The 21,163-nt window shown below is 50.8% G+C and carries 18 protein-coding genes; 15 read left to right on the forward strand and 3 right to left on the reverse strand.

Annotated elements, in window-relative coordinates:
• Window positions 1-252 precede the first annotated feature (252 nt).
• The gene (locus WC659_05095; GenBank protein MFA4873282.1) at window positions 253-1,506 is read left to right on the forward strand and encodes a hypothetical protein; all 1,254 of its coding nucleotides are present in this window, start codon (window positions 253-255) and stop codon (window positions 1,504-1,506) included.
• 410 nt (window positions 1,507-1,916) lie between these two features.
• Here WC659_05095 and ychF read toward each other — a convergent pair whose 3' ends face one another.
• Window positions 1,917-2,978 (reverse strand): redox-regulated ATPase YchF, encoded by a 1,062-nt coding sequence (gene ychF / locus WC659_05100; protein MFA4873283.1) that lies wholly within the window; start codon window positions 2,976-2,978, stop codon window positions 1,917-1,919.
• 252 nt (window positions 2,979-3,230) lie between these two features.
• Here ychF and WC659_05105 point away from each other — a divergent pair, with 252 nt between their 5' ends.
• From WC659_05105 to era, 14 genes are all read left to right on the forward strand, one after another.
• Window positions 3,231-3,698: a putative toxin-antitoxin system toxin component, PIN family gene (locus WC659_05105; GenBank protein ID MFA4873284.1), complete on the forward strand. Its 468-nt coding sequence runs from the start codon at window positions 3,231-3,233 to the stop codon at window positions 3,696-3,698.
• A 50-nt stretch (window positions 3,699-3,748) separates the two neighbouring features.
• Entirely contained in the window at window positions 3,749-3,889 is a 141-nt protein-coding gene (locus WC659_05110) for a hypothetical protein (GenBank protein ID MFA4873285.1), read from the forward strand.
• Window positions 3,890-4,008: 119 nt separating this feature from the next.
• Complete coding sequence (locus WC659_05115; GenBank protein ID MFA4873286.1) at window positions 4,009-4,515, forward strand: NUDIX domain-containing protein; 507 nt, start codon at window positions 4,009-4,011, stop codon at window positions 4,513-4,515.
• Entirely contained in the window at window positions 4,512-5,693 is a 1,182-nt protein-coding gene (gene xseA, locus WC659_05120; GenBank protein ID MFA4873287.1) for an exodeoxyribonuclease VII large subunit, read from the forward strand. The genes WC659_05115 and xseA overlap by 4 nt, the downstream gene beginning before the upstream one ends.
• 124 nt (window positions 5,694-5,817) lie before the next feature.
• Window positions 5,818-6,069, forward strand: coding sequence for an exodeoxyribonuclease VII small subunit (gene xseB / locus WC659_05125; protein MFA4873288.1), 252 nt, complete (start codon window positions 5,818-5,820; stop codon window positions 6,067-6,069).
• Window positions 6,070-6,164: 95 nt separating this feature from the next.
• Window positions 6,165-7,343 (forward strand): GspE/PulE family protein, encoded by a 1,179-nt coding sequence (locus WC659_05130; GenBank protein MFA4873289.1) that lies wholly within the window; start codon window positions 6,165-6,167, stop codon window positions 7,341-7,343.
• Window positions 7,344-7,562: 219 nt separating this feature from the next.
• On the forward strand, window positions 7,563-8,081 hold the full coding sequence (locus WC659_05135) for a prepilin-type N-terminal cleavage/methylation domain-containing protein (GenBank protein ID MFA4873290.1): 519 nt from the start codon (window positions 7,563-7,565) through the stop codon (window positions 8,079-8,081).
• A 95-nt stretch (window positions 8,082-8,176) separates the two neighbouring features.
• Window positions 8,177-9,310: an aromatic amino acid transport family protein gene (locus tag WC659_05140; protein ID MFA4873291.1), complete on the forward strand. Its 1,134-nt coding sequence runs from the start codon at window positions 8,177-8,179 to the stop codon at window positions 9,308-9,310.
• A gap of 125 nt (window positions 9,311-9,435) precedes the next feature.
• Window positions 9,436-12,390, forward strand: a complete 2,955-nt coding sequence (locus WC659_05145; GenBank protein MFA4873292.1) for a LamG-like jellyroll fold domain-containing protein — start codon at window positions 9,436-9,438, stop codon at window positions 12,388-12,390.
• A 1,998-nt stretch (window positions 12,391-14,388) separates the two neighbouring features.
• A complete protein-coding gene (locus WC659_05150) occupies window positions 14,389-14,670 on the forward strand; it encodes a hypothetical protein (protein MFA4873293.1) in 282 nt (93 codons plus the stop codon).
• 8 nt (window positions 14,671-14,678) lie between these two features.
• Window positions 14,679-15,128 carry a hypothetical protein gene (locus WC659_05155; protein MFA4873294.1) on the forward strand — a complete coding sequence of 150 codons (450 nt, stop codon included), beginning with the start codon at window positions 14,679-14,681 and terminating at the stop codon, window positions 15,126-15,128.
• A gap of 60 nt (window positions 15,129-15,188) precedes the next feature.
• Complete coding sequence (locus WC659_05160; protein ID MFA4873295.1) at window positions 15,189-15,587, forward strand: metallopeptidase family protein; 399 nt, start codon at window positions 15,189-15,191, stop codon at window positions 15,585-15,587.
• A 182-nt stretch (window positions 15,588-15,769) separates the two neighbouring features.
• A complete protein-coding gene (gene rlmD / locus WC659_05165; GenBank protein ID MFA4873296.1) occupies window positions 15,770-17,086 on the forward strand; it encodes a 23S rRNA (uracil(1939)-C(5))-methyltransferase RlmD in 1,317 nt (438 codons plus the stop codon).
• A 111-nt stretch (window positions 17,087-17,197) separates the two neighbouring features.
• A complete protein-coding gene (era, locus tag WC659_05170) occupies window positions 17,198-18,073 on the forward strand; it encodes a GTPase Era (GenBank protein MFA4873297.1) in 876 nt (291 codons plus the stop codon).
• A 366-nt stretch (window positions 18,074-18,439) separates the two neighbouring features.
• Here the strand turns inward: era and WC659_05175 are convergent, their stop codons facing one another.
• Window positions 18,440-19,144: a hypothetical protein gene (locus WC659_05175; GenBank protein ID MFA4873298.1), complete on the reverse strand. Its 705-nt coding sequence runs from the start codon at window positions 19,142-19,144 to the stop codon at window positions 18,440-18,442.
• A 48-nt stretch (window positions 19,145-19,192) separates the two neighbouring features.
• Window positions 19,193-21,124 carry a DUF4430 domain-containing protein gene (locus WC659_05180; protein ID MFA4873299.1) on the reverse strand — a complete coding sequence of 644 codons (1,932 nt, stop codon included), beginning with the start codon at window positions 21,122-21,124 and terminating at the stop codon, window positions 19,193-19,195.
• Between the last annotated feature and the right edge of the window lie 39 nt (window positions 21,125-21,163).

The following is a 21,163-nucleotide window of genomic DNA, read 5'->3' on the forward strand; positions in this document are numbered from 1 at the left end:
TCTGGTATACTTTTAATATGCCCCGTAATACAACATCCAAGAGGGAGGCAGGAGTCTTAAGAGTATGCAGGTAGGGTAGTAAGTGTAGCTAATGTCACAAGAAGAAAAGTAGAAAAGTTTATTGCGAGCCTCCCTCACCGATCGCCACACCCACGATAAACCTTGATATGCATTATTCTATGCCAGTCGCATTCATTTACCATAATCATCTAACGCCCTCCGTGTGTGGCGTTGGATGTTGATATACGGGGTGTGAAATACGCATTTTTTTTAGGAAATACACCCGCGCTGTCTCTGGCGGAGCTCTTTGCCGTGAGCGCGCGCTTAGGGGTGGATTTAAAAATTGTGCGATGGAGCAAGGAAGTGGCGCTCGGTGAGACTGCGAGCAATGTGAGTATGGATCAGCTGTTTCACGCGCTTGCGGGTTTGGTCAAAGTAGCAGAAATAACCAAGGCAGTTCCCGGCGCCCTTACGGCGGAGCAGGTACGATCCATGCTGCCCACTACGGGAAGGAAATTATTTTTTGGCTTATCCGCATACGTGCTCGAGCCTAGCGCCAGAGCAATAGATTGCCGCAAGCTTGGCCTCGGCGTCAAGCGCCTGCTTAGTGAAGAGGAGCGGAGCGCGCGTTTTGTCACCTCCCGCGAAGATACGCTTTCGTCGGTGGTTATCAATACCAATAAATTACTGTCGGAGCGCGGGGCAGAAATTGTGGTGCTGTCTTTGCCCAACGGCGCTTATCTGGGGAGAACGCTCGCGGTGCAGCCGTATGAGGAATATGCGCAGCGTGATATGGAAAGGCCGGCACGGGACGCCAAGATAGGAATGCTGCCTCCTAAAATTGCGAGGATGATGGTGAACCTTGCCCGAATGAGCCCGGGTGAGACACTGCTAGACCCTTTTTGCGGTTCCGGTACGGTGCTGCAAGAGGCGGCGCTTTTGGGGATTGACCGTCTTTTGGGCAGCGATCGTGACAAGAAAGCAGTTGAACGCACCCGCATAAATCTTGAATGGCTCGGCAATTTTACGTCGCAGATGAAGACCGCGTCATTTTCTATGCAATTAATCGCGTGCAGCATAGAAGAATTGCCTGCGCATATGCCCCAAGGCGGTATACATGCGATTGTCACCGAGCCTTACCTGGGACCGCCGCGGATAAAGCCATTATCCCCGGAAGAGGTGCCGCAGATGCGCATGGAGCTTGCGTCCCTGTATCGCCGCGCGTTTGCATCATTTACCCGAGTGCTTGCACCGGGAGGACGCGTGGTGATGATATGGCCGGTGTGGAGAGTAGCGGGGAAATCCGTATCAAGAACTGCGGTGGCGTTCCTCGACCTTGAGCGCGCGGCGCAGGAGGCAGGACTCGCTGTCATCGATCCGTTTCTTGAACATTTGCGCCCGGTCCCCGGCGCCGAGCACGGGTATCTCAAAGAGCGGCACTCGCTCCTGTATCAGCGCGAGGATCAGCAGGTGATGAGGGAGATACGGATATTTAAAAAAACATGATACAATACTCAATTGCTATTCAAATTCCGATTCCATCGTCATTCCCGCCCCGTATCACGGTACGGGGTAAACTCCGGCGGGAATCCAGAAAATTAAAGTAAAATCGATGTTTTGTTTGTTTTTTATGTCTGGATTCCAGATCTCGGTCTGGAATGACAATCGGAATTAGGTTAGCAAGTTAGTATAATCTGCAAATAAATACTAATGATACGAATACCTACCAATCCAATATTCAAACACATTCGCAGCCATTAGCCCGCCTGCCAACGTCTGTCATTAATGAATGTGCTACCCTTGGTGTATGCACTAACCTTTCTCATCGCTCCCTACCTAAGGGTAAGGCTATGGCGGGCAGGTATCATTCGCATGAATTCGTATATTGGTATTAGCCTTAGTATATTGATATCAAATTATACACTAAATCTAAAATGGACGACGTCTCCGTCTTGAACCATGTACTCTTTCCCTTCGAGGCGTAAGGTGCCTTGTTCTTTTGCCTTAGCTTCCCCTCCTGCCTGCACGAAGTTTTCGTAGCCAATCACTTCTGCCGTGATAAATCCGCGCTCGAAATCTGAATGGATGACGCCCGCCGCGTGGGGCGCTTTGGACCCCCTGCGCACCGTCCAAGCCCTTGTTTCCTTTGGGCCGGTGGTAAAGAAAGTGATGAGGTCGAGCGTTTCGTAGGCGGCGTGGATGAGTTTGAAGAGGCCAGTGCGCACAAGGCCGAGCTCTTTGAGGTCATCATCCGAGAGTTCAGCGAGATCTGCCTCTTTTTTTATATCCATCGTTATGACGCCCTCTCTTTCGTTCTCCACCTTACCAGGGGGAGAGACAGTGGGGGTGTTTTGTTCTGTGATATTAAGCACAAAAAGGAGCGGCTTTACGGTGAGCAGGTTTAAGTCCTTTATTTTTTCCTGTTCTTCTGCGCTCAAATGCGCTTCATTTACCCAATTGCCTTGGTCGAGCGCGCGTTTGCATTTTTCGTAAACCGCAAAGAGCTCCCGCGCTTCCTTAATGCCGGCGTGCGCGCTTCCCTCGATTGACGTAATGCGTTTCGCGACGGTGGCAAGGTCCGCCATGGCAAGCTCAAGGTGGATGGTCTCCTGGTCGCGTGTGGGATCCACCGAGCCTTCTACATGGAGCACATTCGGGTCTGGGAACGCCCGCAGCACCTCGCAAATGGCGTCTGTTTCGCGGATATGGGAAAGGAATTGGTTCCCCAAACCCTCTCCTTTATGCGCGTTTTTTACCAACCCTGCGATATCCACGAATTCCACGATGGTGGGGATAATCTCCTTTGAATCGCTAAGGCGAGCGAGCATCTCCAGCCTCTCATCCGGCACTTTCACGACGCCCACGTTGGGGTCAATGGTGCAAAAAGGGTAATTCGAAGCATCCACTTGCTTTTTCGTAAGTGCGTTAAACAAGGTGGATTTGCCGACGTTCGGGAGGCCGACGATGCCGATTTGCATAGATATGATACTAATATACGAATGAATACTAATGATACCAATACCTACGAATTCGAAGTGATTCGCCCGCCTGCCAACGCCTGTCATTAATGAATGTATTACTCTTGGTGTATGCACTTACTTTTATAATCGTTCTCTACCTAAAGGTAAGGCTATGGCGGGCAGGTATCATTCGCATGGATTAGTATATTGGTATCTTATGTATTTTATCAATTCCTTGAATCTTCGTCACCTTTCTCGTAAGATGAAGCTATGTATACTGTCGTGATTGATACCAATATACTTATCGCGGCGACCGAGGACCTAATGAATGCGGCGCGCGAGGTGATAAACCTCGTCATTAAAGGAGAGATTAAAGCGTTTGCCAGCCGCTCTATTTTAGACGAGAACCGTACTTTATTGCAACAGCGCGTCGTGGCGGCAGCAGTGCGCAGGGAGCTGCAGGATTATTTCATGAAGGTGGTGCTCGTGCGGCAGGTGCGCAAGAGTATGCCGATGCTCTGTGAAGATCCGGAGGATGAAAAGTTCGTGCAATGCGTAAGGGCTGTAGAGCCTGAATATCTCATTACCCAGGATCGCCATTTGCTCGACCTTGAGGATATTGGCACGACGCATGTAGTGACTCCGCAAGAATTTCTCTCAAACGTCAAGCGCGCGCAGGATCCTTTTGGGAGAGGCGAGTGGGCGGGGTGGGTGAAGCAATTATTGAAGAATGGCTAAGTTAAAAAATGGTTAAATGGTTACATTGTTAATTGTTTATTTTTAATGTTATGACGCGAAGAAAGTTACCGAAGAGCATACGGAAATACATTCGTCTTGAAAAGGCGCGGCTTCGGCGCGCGATTACAGATTTGCGTGAACGGGAACAGAAGATCAGGGAACTATTAAAACAGTTTGGCGTTTCACCGTAGCCCCTGTTTATGTATCAAAATACACATTATCTGCGTAAATCTGCGACCGCGCCGCAGGCGCGCCCCCCGCGAAGCGGGATCTGCGTTAATCTGCGATATGCGCACAGCGCATATGTTTCATGAAACATACCCCGCCTTATCGTTATTGCATCAAATGCGGAGGGCTTTTCCATCCGCGCCGCGAAGGCCAGTACGTGCGCTGGGTGTGCACGCGCTGCAGCTACACTTTTTACGGCAATCCTCATCCGACGGTGGGATTGCTTCTTGTCTTCAGGAAAGAATTGTTATTCGTGCGGCGCGCGGCGCCGCCTTTCCAAGGGTGGTGGGATTTGCCAGGGGGATTCGTGGAGCGCGGAGAATCGTTTGAAGCCGGGTTGAAGCGCGAAATTTATGAGGAATTGGGCATTGCCGTGCCGCGATGTTCCTATTTCGGCAGTTTCGCCGATCTGTATCAAGGCGAGGCGACCTTGGCAGTATTATTCCTCAGCCGCATCATGCGGAAGCCATCAGTGAAGCCTACTGATGACATACAGGAAGCACAGTGGTTTCCTGTGCACGCGCCTCCTCAACGGTTAGCTTTTACGAATAACAGGATTGCGGTGCGCATATTACGCAATGTCGTATGACGAGCCAGCGCATATTATCAGTTACAGAATTCAACCGCATCGTTTCAGACTATCTGGAACAGGGGTTGGGGGCCGTGACGGTGCAGGGAGAGGTGACGGGGTTCAGGGTCGCGCGGGAGCGGCTGGTGTATTTCGAGCTGAAGGATGAACGCGCGCGGTGTTTGTGCTTCTCATTGACGCATGAGATGGCCCAGCCTCTCGAGGACGGGATGGAGGTGAAAGTGACGGGGGTGCCGAAAATATTCCAATCAACCGGGGGATTCCACTTGCGCGTGCAGGCGGTGGAATTGGTGGGGGAAGGCGCGCTGCAAAAAGCCTTTTTAATGCTCAAGAAAAAACTTGAGGGAGAGGGGTTGTTTGAAGAGCGATGGAAAGTCTCCCCCCCGCGGTTTCCTGAACGCATCGGCATCATCACCTCTCCCACCGCCGCGGCGTATACTGACATTCTGCGGAGGCTCAATGAGCGCTGGGGAGGATTGACCATTACCCTCGCGCCCGTGGCCGTGCAAGGAGCGAGCGCCGTGGGCGAGATTGTAGGCGCGGTCAAATATTTAAACGAAAGCCATCCGGTCGACATCATTATCCTCACCCGTGGCGGGGGGTCGATGGAAGATTTGCAGGCATTCAACAGCGAGCCGGTCGCCCGCGCGGTGTTTGCCTCGAAGATTCCCGTTATTTGCGGGGTGGGACATGAGCGCGATGTGACGCTTGCGGATTTTGTTGCAGACGTGCGCGCGTCAACTCCCACGAATGCCGCGGAGCTGGTGGTGCCTCATCGAAGGGAGATTATACAAGATCTTGCCAATAAAGAAGCGACGCTTGTCGAGGCACTTGAACGCGAACTGCATGAGCGCGCGCACCAGATTTCACGCATGCTTACGAGCGCTTGGCACGCGATTGAATTCCACATGCAGGAGGTGAAAGGGTTATGCGCACGGTTCCAGCTCTCTTTAAGCCATATTGCGCATATCCAGCTGCGTTTTGAAGAGCGGGTGGCGCAGCTGTCGCGCCGACTTCATGCGCTCTCTCCCCAGGAAACCTTAAAACGCGGGTATTCCATCACGCGCGTGAAAGGCGCCATCATGCGAGAGGCGACAGGGATTATGGAGGGTGATATAATGGAGACGCAACTCTCTAAGGGTACAGTTTCTTCGCGTGTAGGGCAGGTTAATAGCTGAATAAGTATTAAAAATAGTCTTTAATTCAAAACGTAAATCTTATAACTCGAAACCACAACTCGAATCGTAAAGCTATTTAGTTTTGAGATATGGATTTGACATTTGAGCTTTGAGATTACACATTATGCCGAGACCAAAAGTCAATTTTGTAAAATCATTTGAAGAGTTGGAGAAGATCGTGGCGAAGTTTGAAGAAGGCCGCATTGATCTGGACGAGGCGCTTGTGGAATTCGAGCGCGGATTGAAGCTGGTGGATGAATTGAAAGGGCGGCTAAAGGAAGTGGAGAATAAGGTGGTGGTGTTGAAGAAGCAGTTTAAGAACAGTAATGAGGAGACGGAGAAAGAAGAGACGGAAGCGGAAGAAGAATCACAGTAATGCAAAACTCAAAATTATTATGGAGTCCCGCGGAGCGGGACGAAATACCTTCATTTTGGTTTTTGACTTTTGGTTTTTGACTTTCACATTAAGGTATGCCCAAAGCGCAGTTTCCCATGAGCGAATCCGCCACGAATGTGGTGAACTCGTATATTGATGAAGCATTGAGGCTCAACGCGTCAGACGTGCATATTGAGCCGGACGCCACGCATGTGCGCATTCGGTTCCGTATCGACGGCACCCTGCGCGAAGCAGGGAGCGAGGACACCGATTTCCTTCCGACGCTCGTATCCCGCATCAAGGTGCTCTCCAACCTCGATATTTCGGAAACGCGCATTCCCCAGGACGGGCGGTTTCAGCTCAAAAAAGGCGGCAAGGAGCTTGATGTGCGCGTGTCCGTGTTTCCCACAAGTTATGGCGAGTGCGTGGTCATGCGTCTTTTGGATTTAAGCCGCGCGCTGCTCAGCTTTGACCAATTAGGCGTGCGGGGGAATGATTTAGACAGGCTCCAGCGCATGGTGAGCAAACCAAACGGCCTTCTCCTGGTGACCGGCCCCACCGGATCGGGGAAAACGACTTCGCTTTTTTCATTTTTAAATACCATCACTACGCCGGAGAAATGCGTGGTCACGCTCGAGGACCCTATCGAGTATCGCCTGCCTAACATCCGCCAAACGCAGGTAGATTACGATATCGGGCTTACGTTTGCGAAAGGATTGAGGGGACTCTTTCGCCAGAATCCCGATATTATCATGGTCGGCGAGATCCGCGACCAGGAAACCGCGCAGATAGCGGTAGAAGCAGCGCTCACCGGCCACCTCGTGCTCACGACGCTGCATACGAATGACGCTATTGGCGCGGTGGCACGCCTCGTGAATATGGGCACTGAGCCGTTCCTCATCGGTTCCTCCCTTATCGGCGTGATTGCCCAGCGTTTGGTGCGCAAGGTGTGCGAAGTTTGCGGTAAGGAATTCCATCCGCCGCAAACGCTATTGGAGGATCTGGGAATGCACGAAAAAGACGCGGTGTTCCGCAGGGGGGAAAAGTGCGATGCGTGCGCGTTTACCGGATATCGCGGCCGGAGCGGCATCTTTGAGGTTCTTGAGGTGACCAAGGAGATAGAGACCATGATTATCGCGCGCGAGCCGATCGAACACATTGAAACGAACGCGCGAAGGAGTGGCATGAAGAGCCTTCGAGAAAACGGGCTCTCGCTCGCACGGGAAGGCTTTACAACTCTGGAGGAAATAGTGCGGCTGACGAGGAAAGGATGAAGAGAGTGAAGAAGCGAGAATTTAGAATTAAAAATTTAGCAGTAACTGCTCACTAACCCTCGACACCCCCACCACACCTCCCCCTTGTTAGGGGGAGGACAATCGTTGTTCTCCCCTGCCTGCGCAGGCAGGCCTGCCAGGGGGAGATGCAAAAGAGGGGGCTCCACTGCGGGATTGGAGAATGCCCCAGTGAGCAGTTACATTTAGCACTTGGAACGCATGAAGAAAATGAGATTAGATTCTGGATTTACGCTCATTGAGTTGCTGGTGGTGATCGCCATTATTGGCGTGTTGGCGACGGTGGGGTTCATGACTTTTGGAAGGACGACAAAGAAGGCGAGAGACACTATCCGCAAAACAGAGCTCGCCCAGATCGGAAGGTATTTGGGAAGCGCAGGCTCGAGTATCAGCCAGTATATTCCCCCAGAGGCGCCTCTTGAAGGCGATCTTTTTGAGTTGATTGCCGCGCTTGAGTCAAAATACGGGACCAATATGTTCCGGCAGCGCCCTTTTGATCCGCTTTTTGATAAAGGCGGCGATGTTTCAGGGTTCCAGTATGTCCTTGACGGACAAAAAAATATCGCGATATTTGCGAATATGGAAAATGGAGAAGAGCCGGTCACGCTTTCCGCGATTTCTGCGCCCACACCGCGGGGAGGAAGCGGGGTATTTCAAGGTACGGGTGTATGGTTGAGCGGGTGGAACGGCACGGATCGGTATTATCAGGTCAGCAATTAATGTAAAAATCAAAAGTCATAGTTCGACTCGGCTCACCATGACACAGAACGATTATCATCCTGAGCCGAGTCGATGAGATTACATTTTGAATTATAATGATGCGTTTTTTGCTTTCCGTCGCTACCCTAGTAGGTACCATCGTAGGGGTTGGAATGTTTGGGCTGCCGGCAGTAACCGCGGAAGCGGGGTGGCTCTCCATCGCCGTGATTGCGCTCATCGTCTTGCCCTTAGTGGTGATCACCCATCTTGCCTACGCCCACGTGGTGGTGCTTACTTCAAGCCGCGCCCGTTTGCCCGGCTATGCAGGATTATGGCTTGGGAAACCAGCGAAATATGTGGCATTTGTTTCTCAAGCGTTGGGATTGGTAGGCTCTTCTCTGGCGTATCTCATGGTGGGCGGTTCGTTCCTCGCGCAGTTTATCAGTAGCGTGTTGCCGATACCGTTTTGGGCGGGAGTAGCCATTTTTTTTCTCGCAGGAGCGGTGCTGGTGTGGCGGGGGACGAAGAGCATCGCACGCGCAGAGCTTGTAATGGTGGGGATCATGTTGTGTGCCATTGTGGTGCTGGGGATCGCGGCCCTGCCCTCGTTTAGAAGCGCAAATCTTGCCGCTATTCCTTTCACCGGCGCACCATGGCGCGCGTATGGCGTGCTCATTTTTTCTCTGTGGGGAATGTCAGTCATTCCTGAAGTGGCAGAGGTATCATCGCGCCGGAATTTAGGCGAGGTGGTGGCGGGCGGAGTTATTCTTTCCTTCCTTGCGTCTGCGCTCTTCGTGCTCATTGCCCTGGGGGTGAGCGACGGCGCCATTTCCGCGGACGCGCTTAGCTCATTAAGCATGCACCTTGGGAAAGGGGTGAGACTGTTCGGATTCGGATTCGGCGTACTCGCCACCTTTACGTCATACCTCACGCTCACCCGCGTCACCGTGGATATGCTGCGATATGATTTCCGCATTGGCACCGTCGTATCATTTATCTCGGCAACGGTTATCCCCCTCATACTCCTCCTCATGGGATTCAATGATTTTATCACCGTGCTTGCGATCACCGGCGCCGTCAGCCTTGGTATAGAAGGCATTCTCGTGATGATGATCGAGGAGCATGCGGTCCGAGAGCGCCCGCAGCAGAAGATATTTCATATGCCGTCCTTCGTGAGAAATACGGTGATTTTATTATTATGCATCGGTATTTCCCTTGAGCTTCTTGCGACCATAGGGGTATTGAAATAGCAGCTTGCCAATGATCTGCCTGCGATATACACTTTCATTAGATGAACACTTTATTACATAATGAAAAATTTTCACAGGTTTCAAAACGAAACCTGATACATGAGCACGTTCTCCTCTGCCGGTTTTTGTTGCCTTTAAGCATTCTCCTCTCTTTCATATTTCTCCCACCCTCCGCACAATCCGCCTCATGCCTCCCCCTTCCTTCAGACGCCGCACACTGGTGGCGCGCCGAAGGCAATGCGCAGGACAGCCTGGGCTTAAACCACGGCGCCTTGGAAGGAGGCACTCTCTATGAAGCCGGTAAAGTAGGTCAGGGATTTAGCTTTGACGGCATTGACGATCTGGTGCAGATACCCACCCAAGGATTCCCCGCAGGAGCAAGCGATCGCACCCTGGAAGTATGGGTTAAGATTGACGCCCTGGTTGTCCAGGAGGCGTATTTTGCAGGCTACGGCCTGTTCGGCGCCACTGGCGCGTCGTACAATATTGGCGCAAGCTTCGGCAGGCTCTATTTCTCCTCATGGGGGCCTGACCTGTTCGGGCCGCAGGTCGAGTTAGGACAGTGGCACCACGTTGCCGTGACCAATGTCGGCAGCTTCGTCACGCTCTACCTCGATGGCGTGTCCGTGAACAGCGCTTCACTCCCCATCGATGTCCCCCCTGAAGGCACGCAGTTCTTTATAGGTAAGGTCGGAGGGGAGTACGGCGATATCAGGCGGCTGCAAGGCCAGGTGGATGAGGTGAGCCTCTACACCCGCGCCCTCACGGCTGAAGAAATTGCCGCCATCTATCAGGCAGGCTCTTTAGGCAAATGTGCTCCAGGATCACCCGCGAACCACCCTCCCATCCTCTCCTTTTCGCAAGAGACCGGCTATGTCACCGACGGCATCAATCCTGACAAGGGCACAGCCAATCTTACTCCACTCGCCTTCAAAGTCATCTACACCGACCACGACAACGACCCGCCGCAGAGTCTCTTACTCCACATCGATACCGGCACCGTCAATCTTGACCCCATCCCTCTCATTCCCGATACTGGCGACACTGTTCCCTCCATACTCAAAGACGGCAACTTTTCCAACGGCGAACAGTACGCTTACACCAGCACCTTCCCCAAGGGAAATTACCAATACCATTTCGAAACCAGCGACGGCGAAACAACCGCGCGTCTGCCTGCTGCAGGTGAGTTGAACTTTACTGTCGATTACCAGCCAGTCATCCTCATCCATGGGATTGCAGGATCAAGGAACTTGGACGTGATGTTCGGGGGCATCCTTTCCAATAACTGGAAACTCAACGGCAATGCCTACCTAGATCTTATACACACTCTTACCGATGCGGGATATACACAAGGACAAGATTTATTCATTGCCTTTTACGACTGGCGCCAAGATAACGCCCAGTCGGCCGCGCAGTACCTTGTTCCTATTATTGACGAAGCAAAGAGCAGGACCGGGCAAAGCAAAGTGGATATTGTGGCGCATTCAATGGGGGGGCTAGTCGCCCGAAGCTATATCCAAAGCGCCGGGTATCGTAACGACGTGGATCAACTCTTACTCATTGGCACCCCGAATCAAGGCTCGAGTGATTCATATCTAATTTGGGAGGGAGGGCAATTGCCGGAGGATTGGAGTTCATCTATGAAATGGATTGTAAGGGCATACGTCGAGTATCTACGTGACAAATTATTCCCCCCACAAACCACTGTAAGCGCTATTCAAGAAAATATTCCCTCTATTGGCCAACTCCTCCCCACCTACGGTTTTCTTGTTGAGAATGATACTAACAATGTCATCACGCTCGCGAACCCTTATCTTGACGGCCTGAATGCAGGGATCGGCACGCTTTCTCCGCGCGTAGGCGACCTCCTCGTAATTGCTGGAGATGAGGTGGCCACGATTGAAAAAATCCTTGTGGAAGATCGAAGTTCTATAGATGCACTCCAAAATCAATGGGAACATGGTAAGCCGAATCCGAATCCTCCCCTGAAAGACTCCCAAGACGGCGACAACCGTGTCTTGCTTTCCAGCGCTTCAATTCTTAGCGTCACCCGACTGTTATACGGGAACGGCAGACACGACCGTTTGCCCACACTTGCTCAGCAGGACGTGGTAGAGGCGCTTATGGGTACCCGTCCATCCACTATCTACGATACTCCTGATCCGTCTCGCATTTTGGGCGTTATGGTGGCCTCTCCTGTGGAAATTGAGATAACGGACAGTGAAGGGAAGATGGTCTCCAGAACACTCTCCGAAATTCCCGGTGCCGAGTTTGACGCAGAAACCAATCCCATGGGCGTCAAGATGATCATGATTCCTGATCCAGGTGATGGCGTTTACACTATCAAACTCGCCGGCACTGACAATGGCACCTATCACCTGATTACTGCTTTCATCGATGAAGACACGGACTCGTCCAAAACGTTCACCGGAGAGGCGCGAATGGACGAAATCATTGAATATCGAATCATACTTAATGGTGAGAGCAATGAAATTCCTCTCGTCACAGAGATCATTGACGGAGAGCCGCCCGCGGCGGTCATCACGCAACCTCAAGATAACTCAACTCATTCTGACGCCGAGATTCTCCCAATGGAGCTGGTGAGCGCCGATCGCCTCTCGGGGATTAAGGAATCAAGGCTCTTTTTTGACGGCGCCGTCTTTGCCGCTTCCCCCACGCCCACCACCACCGCATCCGCTGATCTCTCTCTCGTGTCCCTCGGTATGCATACCGTCAGGGGCGAGGCGGATGACCGCGCAGGCAACACCACGTCAACGGAAGTCACTATCATCTCCATAACCTCCTTTGACGATACTATCCGGAACATTGAACATTACGAAACGCTTGGTTTGCTCAGCATACAGCCCAAGGTGAAGCAATTTCTAGTCGTTCAGCTCAAGGCCGCCAAGACGCTGGCTCAGCAGTACGTTAAGCGCCCCCTCCCGAAGTTAAAGATTGCCGTCAATACCATTCTCTTAACTTTGACTAAAGAAGTTGAGATCCTGGAGCAGATAGGCATGATTGATCCCCGAGCGGCAAGTCATCTCAAGGAAGCCTTTGTGTTTTTGAAGATTCCTTAAGTTCATTAATACCAATAATAATTTTATCTGTCTTATGGAATCGAAACAGTCATTATCGCATCCTACTATACCAACTACGACAGGAAGGGTAAAAAAAGTATCGTTAAGGTTCATTATAGCCGTAATTTTATTTATTATTTTACTTTTTACTTATTTCATTGCCAAGGATCTTTTTATTAGTATAACCGTCGTGCTATTTTGGCCATTTTCAATTTCTCTCTCGCTATTTTTAATTCTTTCCCCTTTTATTTATATTTGGAGGCTAAAGAAGAGCTGGAGCTTTTTAAATATATGCATTGCGCTCATCAGCGCTGTCATCCTCACTATAGTAGTATATTTTGGTTGGGTCGTTTTTTTAAACTACATGTTTGATGTTATGGGCGAAGCACTCTTGAGCACATTTTAAAAGTGCCATTTCTGCGGGCTTGTTGGGTCTTTTATATGAAAGTCACTAAACCACAACAGTTGTATATATTAATAATAGTATCATTAAGATTTTGGGTTTTAAATAATGGTGTTTTATTCCATGATATTTAAAACAAAACACGCAGTTATAGTATTAATCTCTATTTTTGCATTGGACTTAGTTTATTTGGTGGGTGTCATTAATCGCATAGATTCTATCATCAATTATTCAATATGGTGGTTTAGCATTGCGTTTATTGGATTCGCCCTTTCTTATATAATGAATAAAGCTGATTTTGAAGATAAGACAGCGATTAATATATTTATAACAATCGGTCTTCTCATTAATCTTGTTCTCATAGTGTTTTGGTATCTTTTTAGAGATTTTGACCCAATATTTCTATAAATATACGCATTATTCCCCGAAAGGCATATTAATTCTTGCAGTATCTTCTTTTGGATTGGATGTGTTATTTTACTTAACCGTAAAAAGTAATAGCACTTTCATTATTCAGAGTAGTATATTGTGTATCATTTTGAGCTTTATAGGATTTGTTTGGCTGTTGATTCTGAATAGAAAAACACCTTCATCTAATAAAGATAGCAGATGGACTATATTAGGATTGATTGGTGTTGTGATTAATCTGTATTTCCTCTTTGGATGGTCGTATTGGTTTGTATTTAAAGATTTTGGGTTTTAAGTTGTTATGAAAAATTTAAGAAAAATAATGGTTTATTTATCAGTCTTTACTGGTTTATTGGGTTTGTGTATTGGGCAATATTTTTATTTCGCAGCTAAATCATACCGATTAAGATCCCTTTGTCCCGTGCGTAGTGAAGTCAAATATCAATGTTTAGATAAATATCAAAATTTTGGACTCTGGCTCTCACTTATCTCTTTCTTTGTTTTGGTTATCTTAGTTATTATGTTTATCGTTAGTGAACCACGGATTCGTGTGGTGTGGAAAAAATTTACATTCTGGTTCATTCCCCTAGCTATCATAATCACCCTCGTGAGCCCCGGCAGCTGCGGAGGGTCAATTAGTAGTTTACTCTGTTGGAGCCAAGAATGGTCCGTCATGTTTTTCTCCGTAGTCTATATCTCCGTATCTATCTTGATACTTATCATCAAGTCGTGGAAATTAAGAAAAGAGAATAAAGCGAATGAGCTTCCTATTAAGACACAGGGTTGACGACTCATCTGTATTATGGAATCGAAACACTCATTAACAGGAAGGGTTAATAAAGTATCGTTATGGTACAATATAGCCGTAATTTTAATTGTTATTTTATTTTTTACTTATTTCATTGCTAAGGATCTTTTTATTGAGATTACATCGTGGGCAATGGTCATTATGCTGCCTCTTTTAAGTCTACTAATAATCCTTTCCCCTTTTATTTATATTTGGAAGTTCAAGAAGAGATGGAATTTTTTTAAACGTATGCATTGCGCTCATCAGCACGGCAATCCTCACTATGGCAGTATATTTTGGTTGGGTCGTTTTTTTAAACTACATGTTTGATGTCATGGGCGAAGCATTCTTGAGCACGTTTTAAAAAGTCCCATTTCTGCGGGCTTGTTGGGTCTTTTATATGAAAGTTACTAAACCACAACAGTTGTATATATTAATAATGGTATCATTTGTTATCGACGCTCTGTACTACTACGGTTATCTAAACCTAATTGATGTATTTATTGATTACGCGATAGGCTGGTTTGTTCTCGCGCTTATCGGATTCATTGGTTCATATTTCCTGCTATACACAATCGACATCAAACACAAGGCAGCTTTGAGCATTGTCATCACAATCGGCGTGCTCATCAATTTAGGATTCACTTTCTTCTGGTATATTCTTAAAGATTTCGGGTTTTAATAGGTTTTATGTACGAAATCAAAGTGCGCATGATGAATGAAGCAATGGCGAGGAAACTCATTGAGCCCCTAGGATTAGGGGAGCCTCACCATGTCGAGACCGCCACCCATACGTACCTAGCCGACCCTCATGTGACGAGGAAAATCAAGAATGACCATGGCACGCTTTCCTACACCATTATGCAGCGCCATGGGGCGGGGTTTACCTCTGCCGTTGAGGAAATTTCTGAAACCCGCGCTGAGGAACTTAAGCGCGAATACCCGCCCCGCGTGAGTCTGGCAATGACGAGAACGGTGTGGCAGGAGGAGGGAGTTGCCATTGCCCTGAATGTGGTGGACAAATTAGGAGTATTTTTGGAATTCCAAGGTGAGGATTTTGAAACGCTCAAAAGCTGGCCTCGGAAGATAGGGTTTTCAGAACACCACTATCTCACCCGGGCTTATGATGAAATTTTATGACCTACGATGAAATAGTGGTAGAATATCTGCGTAATCTGCGTAATAACCTAGTTTTGTATTGTGCAATTTTCTCAGGAAGCATTTGAACAGCTGGTACGAGAGGAGGTGCAGCTTCTGCCAAAACGGTTCCGCCAGAAGATCAAGAATTGCGCTTTTTTTATCGCACAAGAGCCAACCCGCGAGCAGCTACGCAACGCGCGCGTGCGCGCAGGCTCTACCCTGCTCGCATTATATGAGGGCGTGCCCCAGCTCCACCGGACCATCGCGACAGGCACCGCGCTTCCGGACCGCATTACGCTTTTTCAGGGTCCTTTAGAAGCGCTCGCCGGAAACCCTGTCAACTCCGATCTTCTTCGCAAGGCAGTGCGCGACACCGTGTGGCATGAGATCGCGCATCATTTCGGGTTTGAGGAACACGAAGTGCGCGCCATGGAGCGTACAAGGCGGAAGAGTGTCTAAGAGGTGGGCGGGGGGGCGTTCACCTTTTTTTATTTTATATCGGCATTTCAATGGTTCTGTTGTAGCGTGGCCCCGCCTGGGCGTGGCCACACGATCGGTTGAGTCGGAGACATCCCAGTCATTCGACGGGATAAAAGCTCCGACGCTACAGAGTTGATAAAAGTGCCCGAAGGGCTTAATTTATGAAACTCTACCAGACTCTCCATGCGGTGATACACGGCGTAGATGCGCACGGACGCGGCACGGCGACCGCGGAAGGTAAGCTGCTCGCAGTGCCTTTTGCCTTCCCCGGCGATGAAGCTGACGTGCGGCCGGCGCATCGCGAGCATGGGATATTGGTGTGTGAGCTCGTGGCGCTTACCCGCCCTTCGCCATGGCGCGTGGCTCCCCAATGCGACCATGCGGACCGGTCAGGGGGATGCTTCTGGCAGGTTATTGCGTATGAGAAGCAATTGGAATGGAAACGGATGATCACGCAAATGTTTTTCGACACGGCAGGAGTGTCATTATCGGTGCCGGAGGTTATTCCCAGCGCCCCGCTTTTCGAGTTTCGGAATAAGATGGAATTCGCAATCGGCGAAGGTCCCGTAATTGGCACCAAAGCGCCGGGGAAATGGTGGGAGATCGTGGACATGGACGGATGTCTGCTTCTTTCGCGCGAATCGTGCGAGGTGGTGCGCCGCGTGCGCGCGTTTCTCACGCAGCACCGCGTGCCCTCATGGAACGCGCGGTTGCATCAGGGATATGCGCGGTATCTTGTGATTCGGGAAGGGAAATACACGCATGAGCGCATGGTAACCTTGATTACCGCGCCCGGGGCATTGCCCGGAGCCGAGGATCTCATCACACTTTTGCATCCGCTCACCACGTCGCTCTACCACGGCATTAATTTTTCTTTGAGCGATACTGCACTCGCAGATACGCTCACGCTTCTTGCGGGAGACCCTTATCTTCACGAGCAAGTGGGGGAATTGAGGCTCGCCATCAGCCCCAATTCGTTTTTTCAGACCAATTCATTTATGATAGAGAAGCTGATGGATGTGGTGGAAGATCTCCTGCAGTTAGCGCCGCGCGAGAAACTTCTCGACCTCTATTGCGGATTAGGATTATTTTCTTTGAAATATGCGCCTCTGTGCGCGCAGGTGATCGGCATTGAGGCGGCACAAGAAGCGGTGGCGATGGCCATACGGAATCAGGAGACGAATAAGATCGCCAATGTTGAATTTAAGGCGGGGAAAGTTGAGGATTTATCATGGGTAAGCCCTTGGGCTGATGCGGCTATTGTGGATCCGCCGCGGGCAGGGCTTCATCCGGACGTCATAGAGGCATTCATAAAGTGCGGCCCTCAAAGGTTTGTGTATGTCTGCTGCAATCCTAAAGCGTTCGCGCGGGAACTGGCCGCACTGCAAGCCGCGTATCGCGTCACTGCCATGCGCGCGCTTGACCTCTTCCCCCACTCGCCGCACGTGGAACTGGTGGTGAGGCTTGAGAGAATATAGAATTTAGAATCAAGAATCTGGAATGAATATCGAATAATGGTATGCAGAATGTGTCAATATCTAGATTCTCATTTCTAGCTTCCAGATTTTATCATGGTACAATACATGAGCATGACTGAACCAACCCCCCCACATCCATATAAATGCGGTATCGTCGTCCTTATTGGCCGATCCAACGTCGGCAAATCAACGCTCCTCAATGCCTTGGTGGGCGAGAAGGTAGCCCCGGTGTCGCCCCTGCCGCAGACGACGCGGCAGCCGGTGCAGGGCGTCCTCACCACTGATGAGGGACAGTTGGTATTCGTGGATACGCCGGGATTGCTCAAGGGTTCGAAAGACAAGATCACGGGACGCATTAACCAGACGATTAAGGAAAGTTTGGAAGGCGTGGACCTTGTCCTTTATGTGGCAGACCCCACGCGCATGATTGGCGAAGAGGAGCGGGCGCTGCTCGCAATGGTAAGGCCTCTTCCTATTCCGAAATTGCTCGTGATCAACAAGAGCGAAATCGCGGATGCGCCTTATGGCGAGGATTACAGGGATCTGCGTGAAGATTTTGCCGCGATCATGGAAGTGTCGGCGCTCACTGGCAGCGGCCTTAAGGTTTTGGTGAATGAGTGCCTCGCGCGCCTCCCGGAGGGGGTCATGCTCTATCCTCCCGAAGAAAAGACGAATATATCTCACACGCGGTGGATTGAGGAAATGATCCGCGAGAAGCTTTATTATTATCTCCACAAGGAAGTGCCCTATACTGCCACGGTGCGCGTGGAAGAAATAAATGAACGGGCAAACAAGGTGCTTTACATACGCGCCGTGGTGGTCACCACGGATGCGCGTTACCGCAAAATGATCATCGGACACGGCGCCCAGCGGATTAAGGAGATAGGCACTGCGGCGCGCAAAGAGCTAAGCCTCGCCCTCAACCGGCCGGTGTACCTCGATCTTACCGTGGATGTAGATACGCATTGGATGACGAGGATGGAGTAAGGTTCTATAAGACTAGAAATATGGTTCCATTACGCCGCGGTTGCCGCCTTTCTTGTTGCGGAACTCGGCTAATCGCTCGGATTGCCCGTTGCGCAACACGCGTCCCCGCCTCCAGCGCGGCGGGGCGCTCCGCCTCGGCAGGGCGACTCCGACGTGACGTCGGAGACCATGCTCGCCCTGCCTGCGGAGGGTAGCGCAAGAGCAATCCTCGCTTAGGGGAAGAATCGATCACACAGTCCCTGTCTGCCGTAGCCATTTCTACGGGGGTGTTCCCTACGTCAATGAGGATTCTATCATCATGGATGTTGCCGTTCATTGTTGACAGGCGATGACAGGCGGGCTCACAGCGAAACGCGGCACCCGCGGCTAGTCATACTTTAGAGAAGATTTATCTATAAGGCGAGGCGTGTGTTCTCGGGTAAAGATAAGTACGCCGATAAAAATAAGCACAATGCTGATAAGTACTGCACCTGCAGTGCTGGGATCATCGCGCGTAGTGGCAACACCGGCGACTTGGCCGGTCGAAATAGTGACCGGCAGCTTGATGCCTGAAGCGGCATTTGTGGCTCGAACGGTTAAGGGACGGCCTAGGATGGAAATATTAGTTTTTGAGTTTATGGGTTGTTGAGTTTGTGAATAGTATTCAATGGTGACTGTGGCGGATTTATTGGGCTCCAAGAGGAATGTGGTGGGAGTAATGATGAATGGAAAGAGGCTGTCGTTTTCCACTTCGTAAATCACGGTTTCACGGGAGGGATTCATCACGGTAAACGTACCTGTGATTTTTTTATTTGCCGCGCCATGGAGGGTCAGTTCTCGGGGCGAGACTGAAATACCTACAGCGAGTACAATAGGAGGAAGCATCCATAACGTCATTCCCGCGCAGGCGGGAATCCAGATGAAAACAAAAAATAAAAATCGTAATGACTGTTTGTTTATCTTTGTTTCCCCGATCAGAGCCTGCCCCGTACTTGATACGGGGTCGGGGGCGGCGTCTGGATCCCGCATCAAGCCTGCCCCGTACCGCGATACGGGGTGCGGGATGACGTTGAATAGTGTTTGGAAGCTCATACCCCCGGCGTTTAAGTGCGTTGTGAATGCGTGTGAATGCGATTTGTGTTACTGCGCCTGTCCCCAAAAGACGAGCGTACCTTGCGATACGCCTGTTTCGTTCCCGCTGGGCACGGAGAGCGCAACCTCCACCGTTTGAGTTGATTGCGCATTAAGCGATGTGTCAAAAGATCTCCATGAAGAGCCCGAAAGCCGCAGGTTGTCGACAAAGAGCTCGTCGCCGCGGACCGCGCTGGTGAATGAAAGAGGCGCGTCTCCAGTATTGCGCAGGAGGAGCGTGCGGTCTGCGGCCCTGCCTTGCGGTACATTGCCAAAGTCAAGAAGCGAAGGCTCGACCGTGAACCCTAGGGTTACGCCGTCCGCATTTCCGCCACCGGGCGCGGGAACCACATAAACCAATAAACCCACTGCGTTGCCATCTCCTATCGTGAGGGTGACCCGATTGGAACGGATTGCGCCGTCAGCCTCCGCCCAAATGGTCCACACGCCATCCGATAATGTAATAGTCGCCTCGCCTTGCGCGTCTGTCTGTATTGGTTCAGTCCCCCCATAGAGCGTGGCGGCAATCGGACTCCAACTATTATTGCTGAATTGTTGAATTGTTATATTGGCAGATTGGCCGTTGATCGTGCGGGTGGTAGATGCTGAAAGGCGCAAGGGACTCCACTCGAATTCCCCATAATACCAGAGCACTTCATCTCCCGGCGCTAATGCATAGTCAGCGGCGCCACGGTCAGGGAGTGCCCAGTTGACGCGGTAGAGCCACCCCTTTGTCCCTTGCGCCGCATCGTTGTTGATCGTCTTTACATAAGGGCCGAACGAGGTTTGCGGGATATCATAGGTGAAGCCGCACGCAGATGCGGCAGCGGGAATGATATCTAAGGCGCTGGCTAGTTGCGGAGCGAGCGCGGCGGTGCCGGTGCAGACTGGGTTTAACGATCCTTCTATGCGGTAGGACACGGTCGTGGCATGTTCTGGCACAAAGGAGGCGACCGGGAGGCTTTTGCCTGCGAGCGCGATCACGGCATATGCGGTTGAGATCGGCGTGAACGAGGTTTCATCGGTGAAGGTGGAGGAATGCGCAAAACTGCCATTCGGCTGCTGCAGCGCAAGGAGGTGGTCAAGCGCGTCTTTGCCATTCTTTTCCCATGCGGAGGAAGCGGGATCCTGGCCTGCTTTTCTCACTGCGTGCGCAACCCAGGCGGAGGACGATGTGTCGGAAGGATCCGGCTCACTGGTATAGGGATTGGCGGGCCAGAAGTAGGGGAATCCGCCGTCCTCATTTTGCGTGCCCTTCAGCCAGAGAAGCGCTCTTGAAATTGGCTCTTGGGATGGGGCGACTCCCGCTTCTATAAGCGCCTGAATGGCCGCTGCGGTGGTGTTGGTATCGCCCCATGACCCGTTCTCCTGCTGTGCATTGAGGAGAGTTGTTTTTGCGTCTTGGATCGCCGGGTCGTCAGAGGCCTCTCCTGCCGCAGAAAGCGCAAGAATTCCGAAAATATCATCGTTGAGAAGCGCAGGGTCGCCGATTTGGCCGTTGGTGTGGAACGTGTTGAGCTTCGCGACCAAGTCGATCCCGGTAAAAGTGCGGGGATCGTATCCTGCCGCGACAATCGCGAGTATCGGCGCTTCCATCGTGATGGCAGAGCTGGTATCTGCCGTTTTTAGGTATTCGGCAGGGACTTCTGTGTCTCCTGCGGCTACAAGCGCCATGGTAGCCCAGGGGGCGGCGGGTTTGGATTTGAGATAGGTAATGGCGCGGGAGAGAGGGGCGTCTGCTTGCAATGAGAGTGACGGGATAAGGGATGAGGCGATGAGGAGCGCGGTTACGCACCTCACTGTCATCCCCGACCAGAACCTGCCCCGTACCGAGATACGGGGTCGGGGATCCAGAAGGGAAAAATAGACAAAAATCGATTTGTTTTTGTTCGTTTGTCTGGATTCCTGCTTTCGCAGGAATGACACCAGCTGTGTGCGCATATAAGAAATAAAAAAAATCCACTCGAGGGAGTGGATGGT

The organism is Patescibacteria group bacterium (assembly GCA_041645165.1).
Classification (GTDB): domain Bacteria; phylum Patescibacteriota; class Patescibacteriia; order 2-02-FULL-49-11; family 2-02-FULL-49-11; genus 2-02-FULL-49-11.

Bases quoted from the DNA above. Each gene is read 5' to 3' on its own strand.
- WC659_05150 (MFA4873293.1), top strand. From the start codon at position 14,389: ATGAAAGTTACTAAACCACAACAGTTGTATATATTAATAATGGTATCA.
- xseB (MFA4873288.1), top strand. From the start codon at position 5,818: ATGCCGAGACCAAAAGTCAATTTTGTAAAATCATTTGAAGAGTTGGAG.
- era (MFA4873297.1), top strand. From the start codon at position 17,198: ATGACTGAACCAACCCCCCCACATCCATATAAATGCGGTATCGTCGTC.
- WC659_05130 (MFA4873289.1), top strand. From the start codon at position 6,165: ATGCCCAAAGCGCAGTTTCCCATGAGCGAATCCGCCACGAATGTGGTG.
- ychF (MFA4873283.1), bottom strand. From the start codon at position 2,978: ATGCAAATCGGCATCGTCGGCCTCCCGAACGTCGGCAAATCCACCTTG.
- WC659_05135 (MFA4873290.1), top strand. From the start codon at position 7,563: ATGAAGAAAATGAGATTAGATTCTGGATTTACGCTCATTGAGTTGCTG.
- WC659_05155 (MFA4873294.1), top strand. From the start codon at position 14,679: ATGTACGAAATCAAAGTGCGCATGATGAATGAAGCAATGGCGAGGAAA.
- xseA (MFA4873287.1), top strand. From the start codon at position 4,512: ATGACGAGCCAGCGCATATTATCAGTTACAGAATTCAACCGCATCGTT.
- WC659_05180 (MFA4873299.1), bottom strand. From the start codon at position 21,124: ATGCGCACACAGCTGGTGTCATTCCTGCGAAAGCAGGAATCCAGACAA.
- WC659_05175 (MFA4873298.1), bottom strand. From the start codon at position 19,144: ATGAGCTTCCAAACACTATTCAACGTCATCCCGCACCCCGTATCGCGG.
- WC659_05115 (MFA4873286.1), top strand. From the start codon at position 4,009: ATGAAACATACCCCGCCTTATCGTTATTGCATCAAATGCGGAGGGCTT.
- rlmD (MFA4873296.1), top strand. From the start codon at position 15,770: ATGAAACTCTACCAGACTCTCCATGCGGTGATACACGGCGTAGATGCG.
- WC659_05110 (MFA4873285.1), top strand. From the start codon at position 3,749: ATGACGCGAAGAAAGTTACCGAAGAGCATACGGAAATACATTCGTCTT.
- WC659_05105 (MFA4873284.1), top strand. From the start codon at position 3,231: ATGTATACTGTCGTGATTGATACCAATATACTTATCGCGGCGACCGAG.
- WC659_05140 (MFA4873291.1), top strand. From the start codon at position 8,177: ATGATGCGTTTTTTGCTTTCCGTCGCTACCCTAGTAGGTACCATCGTA.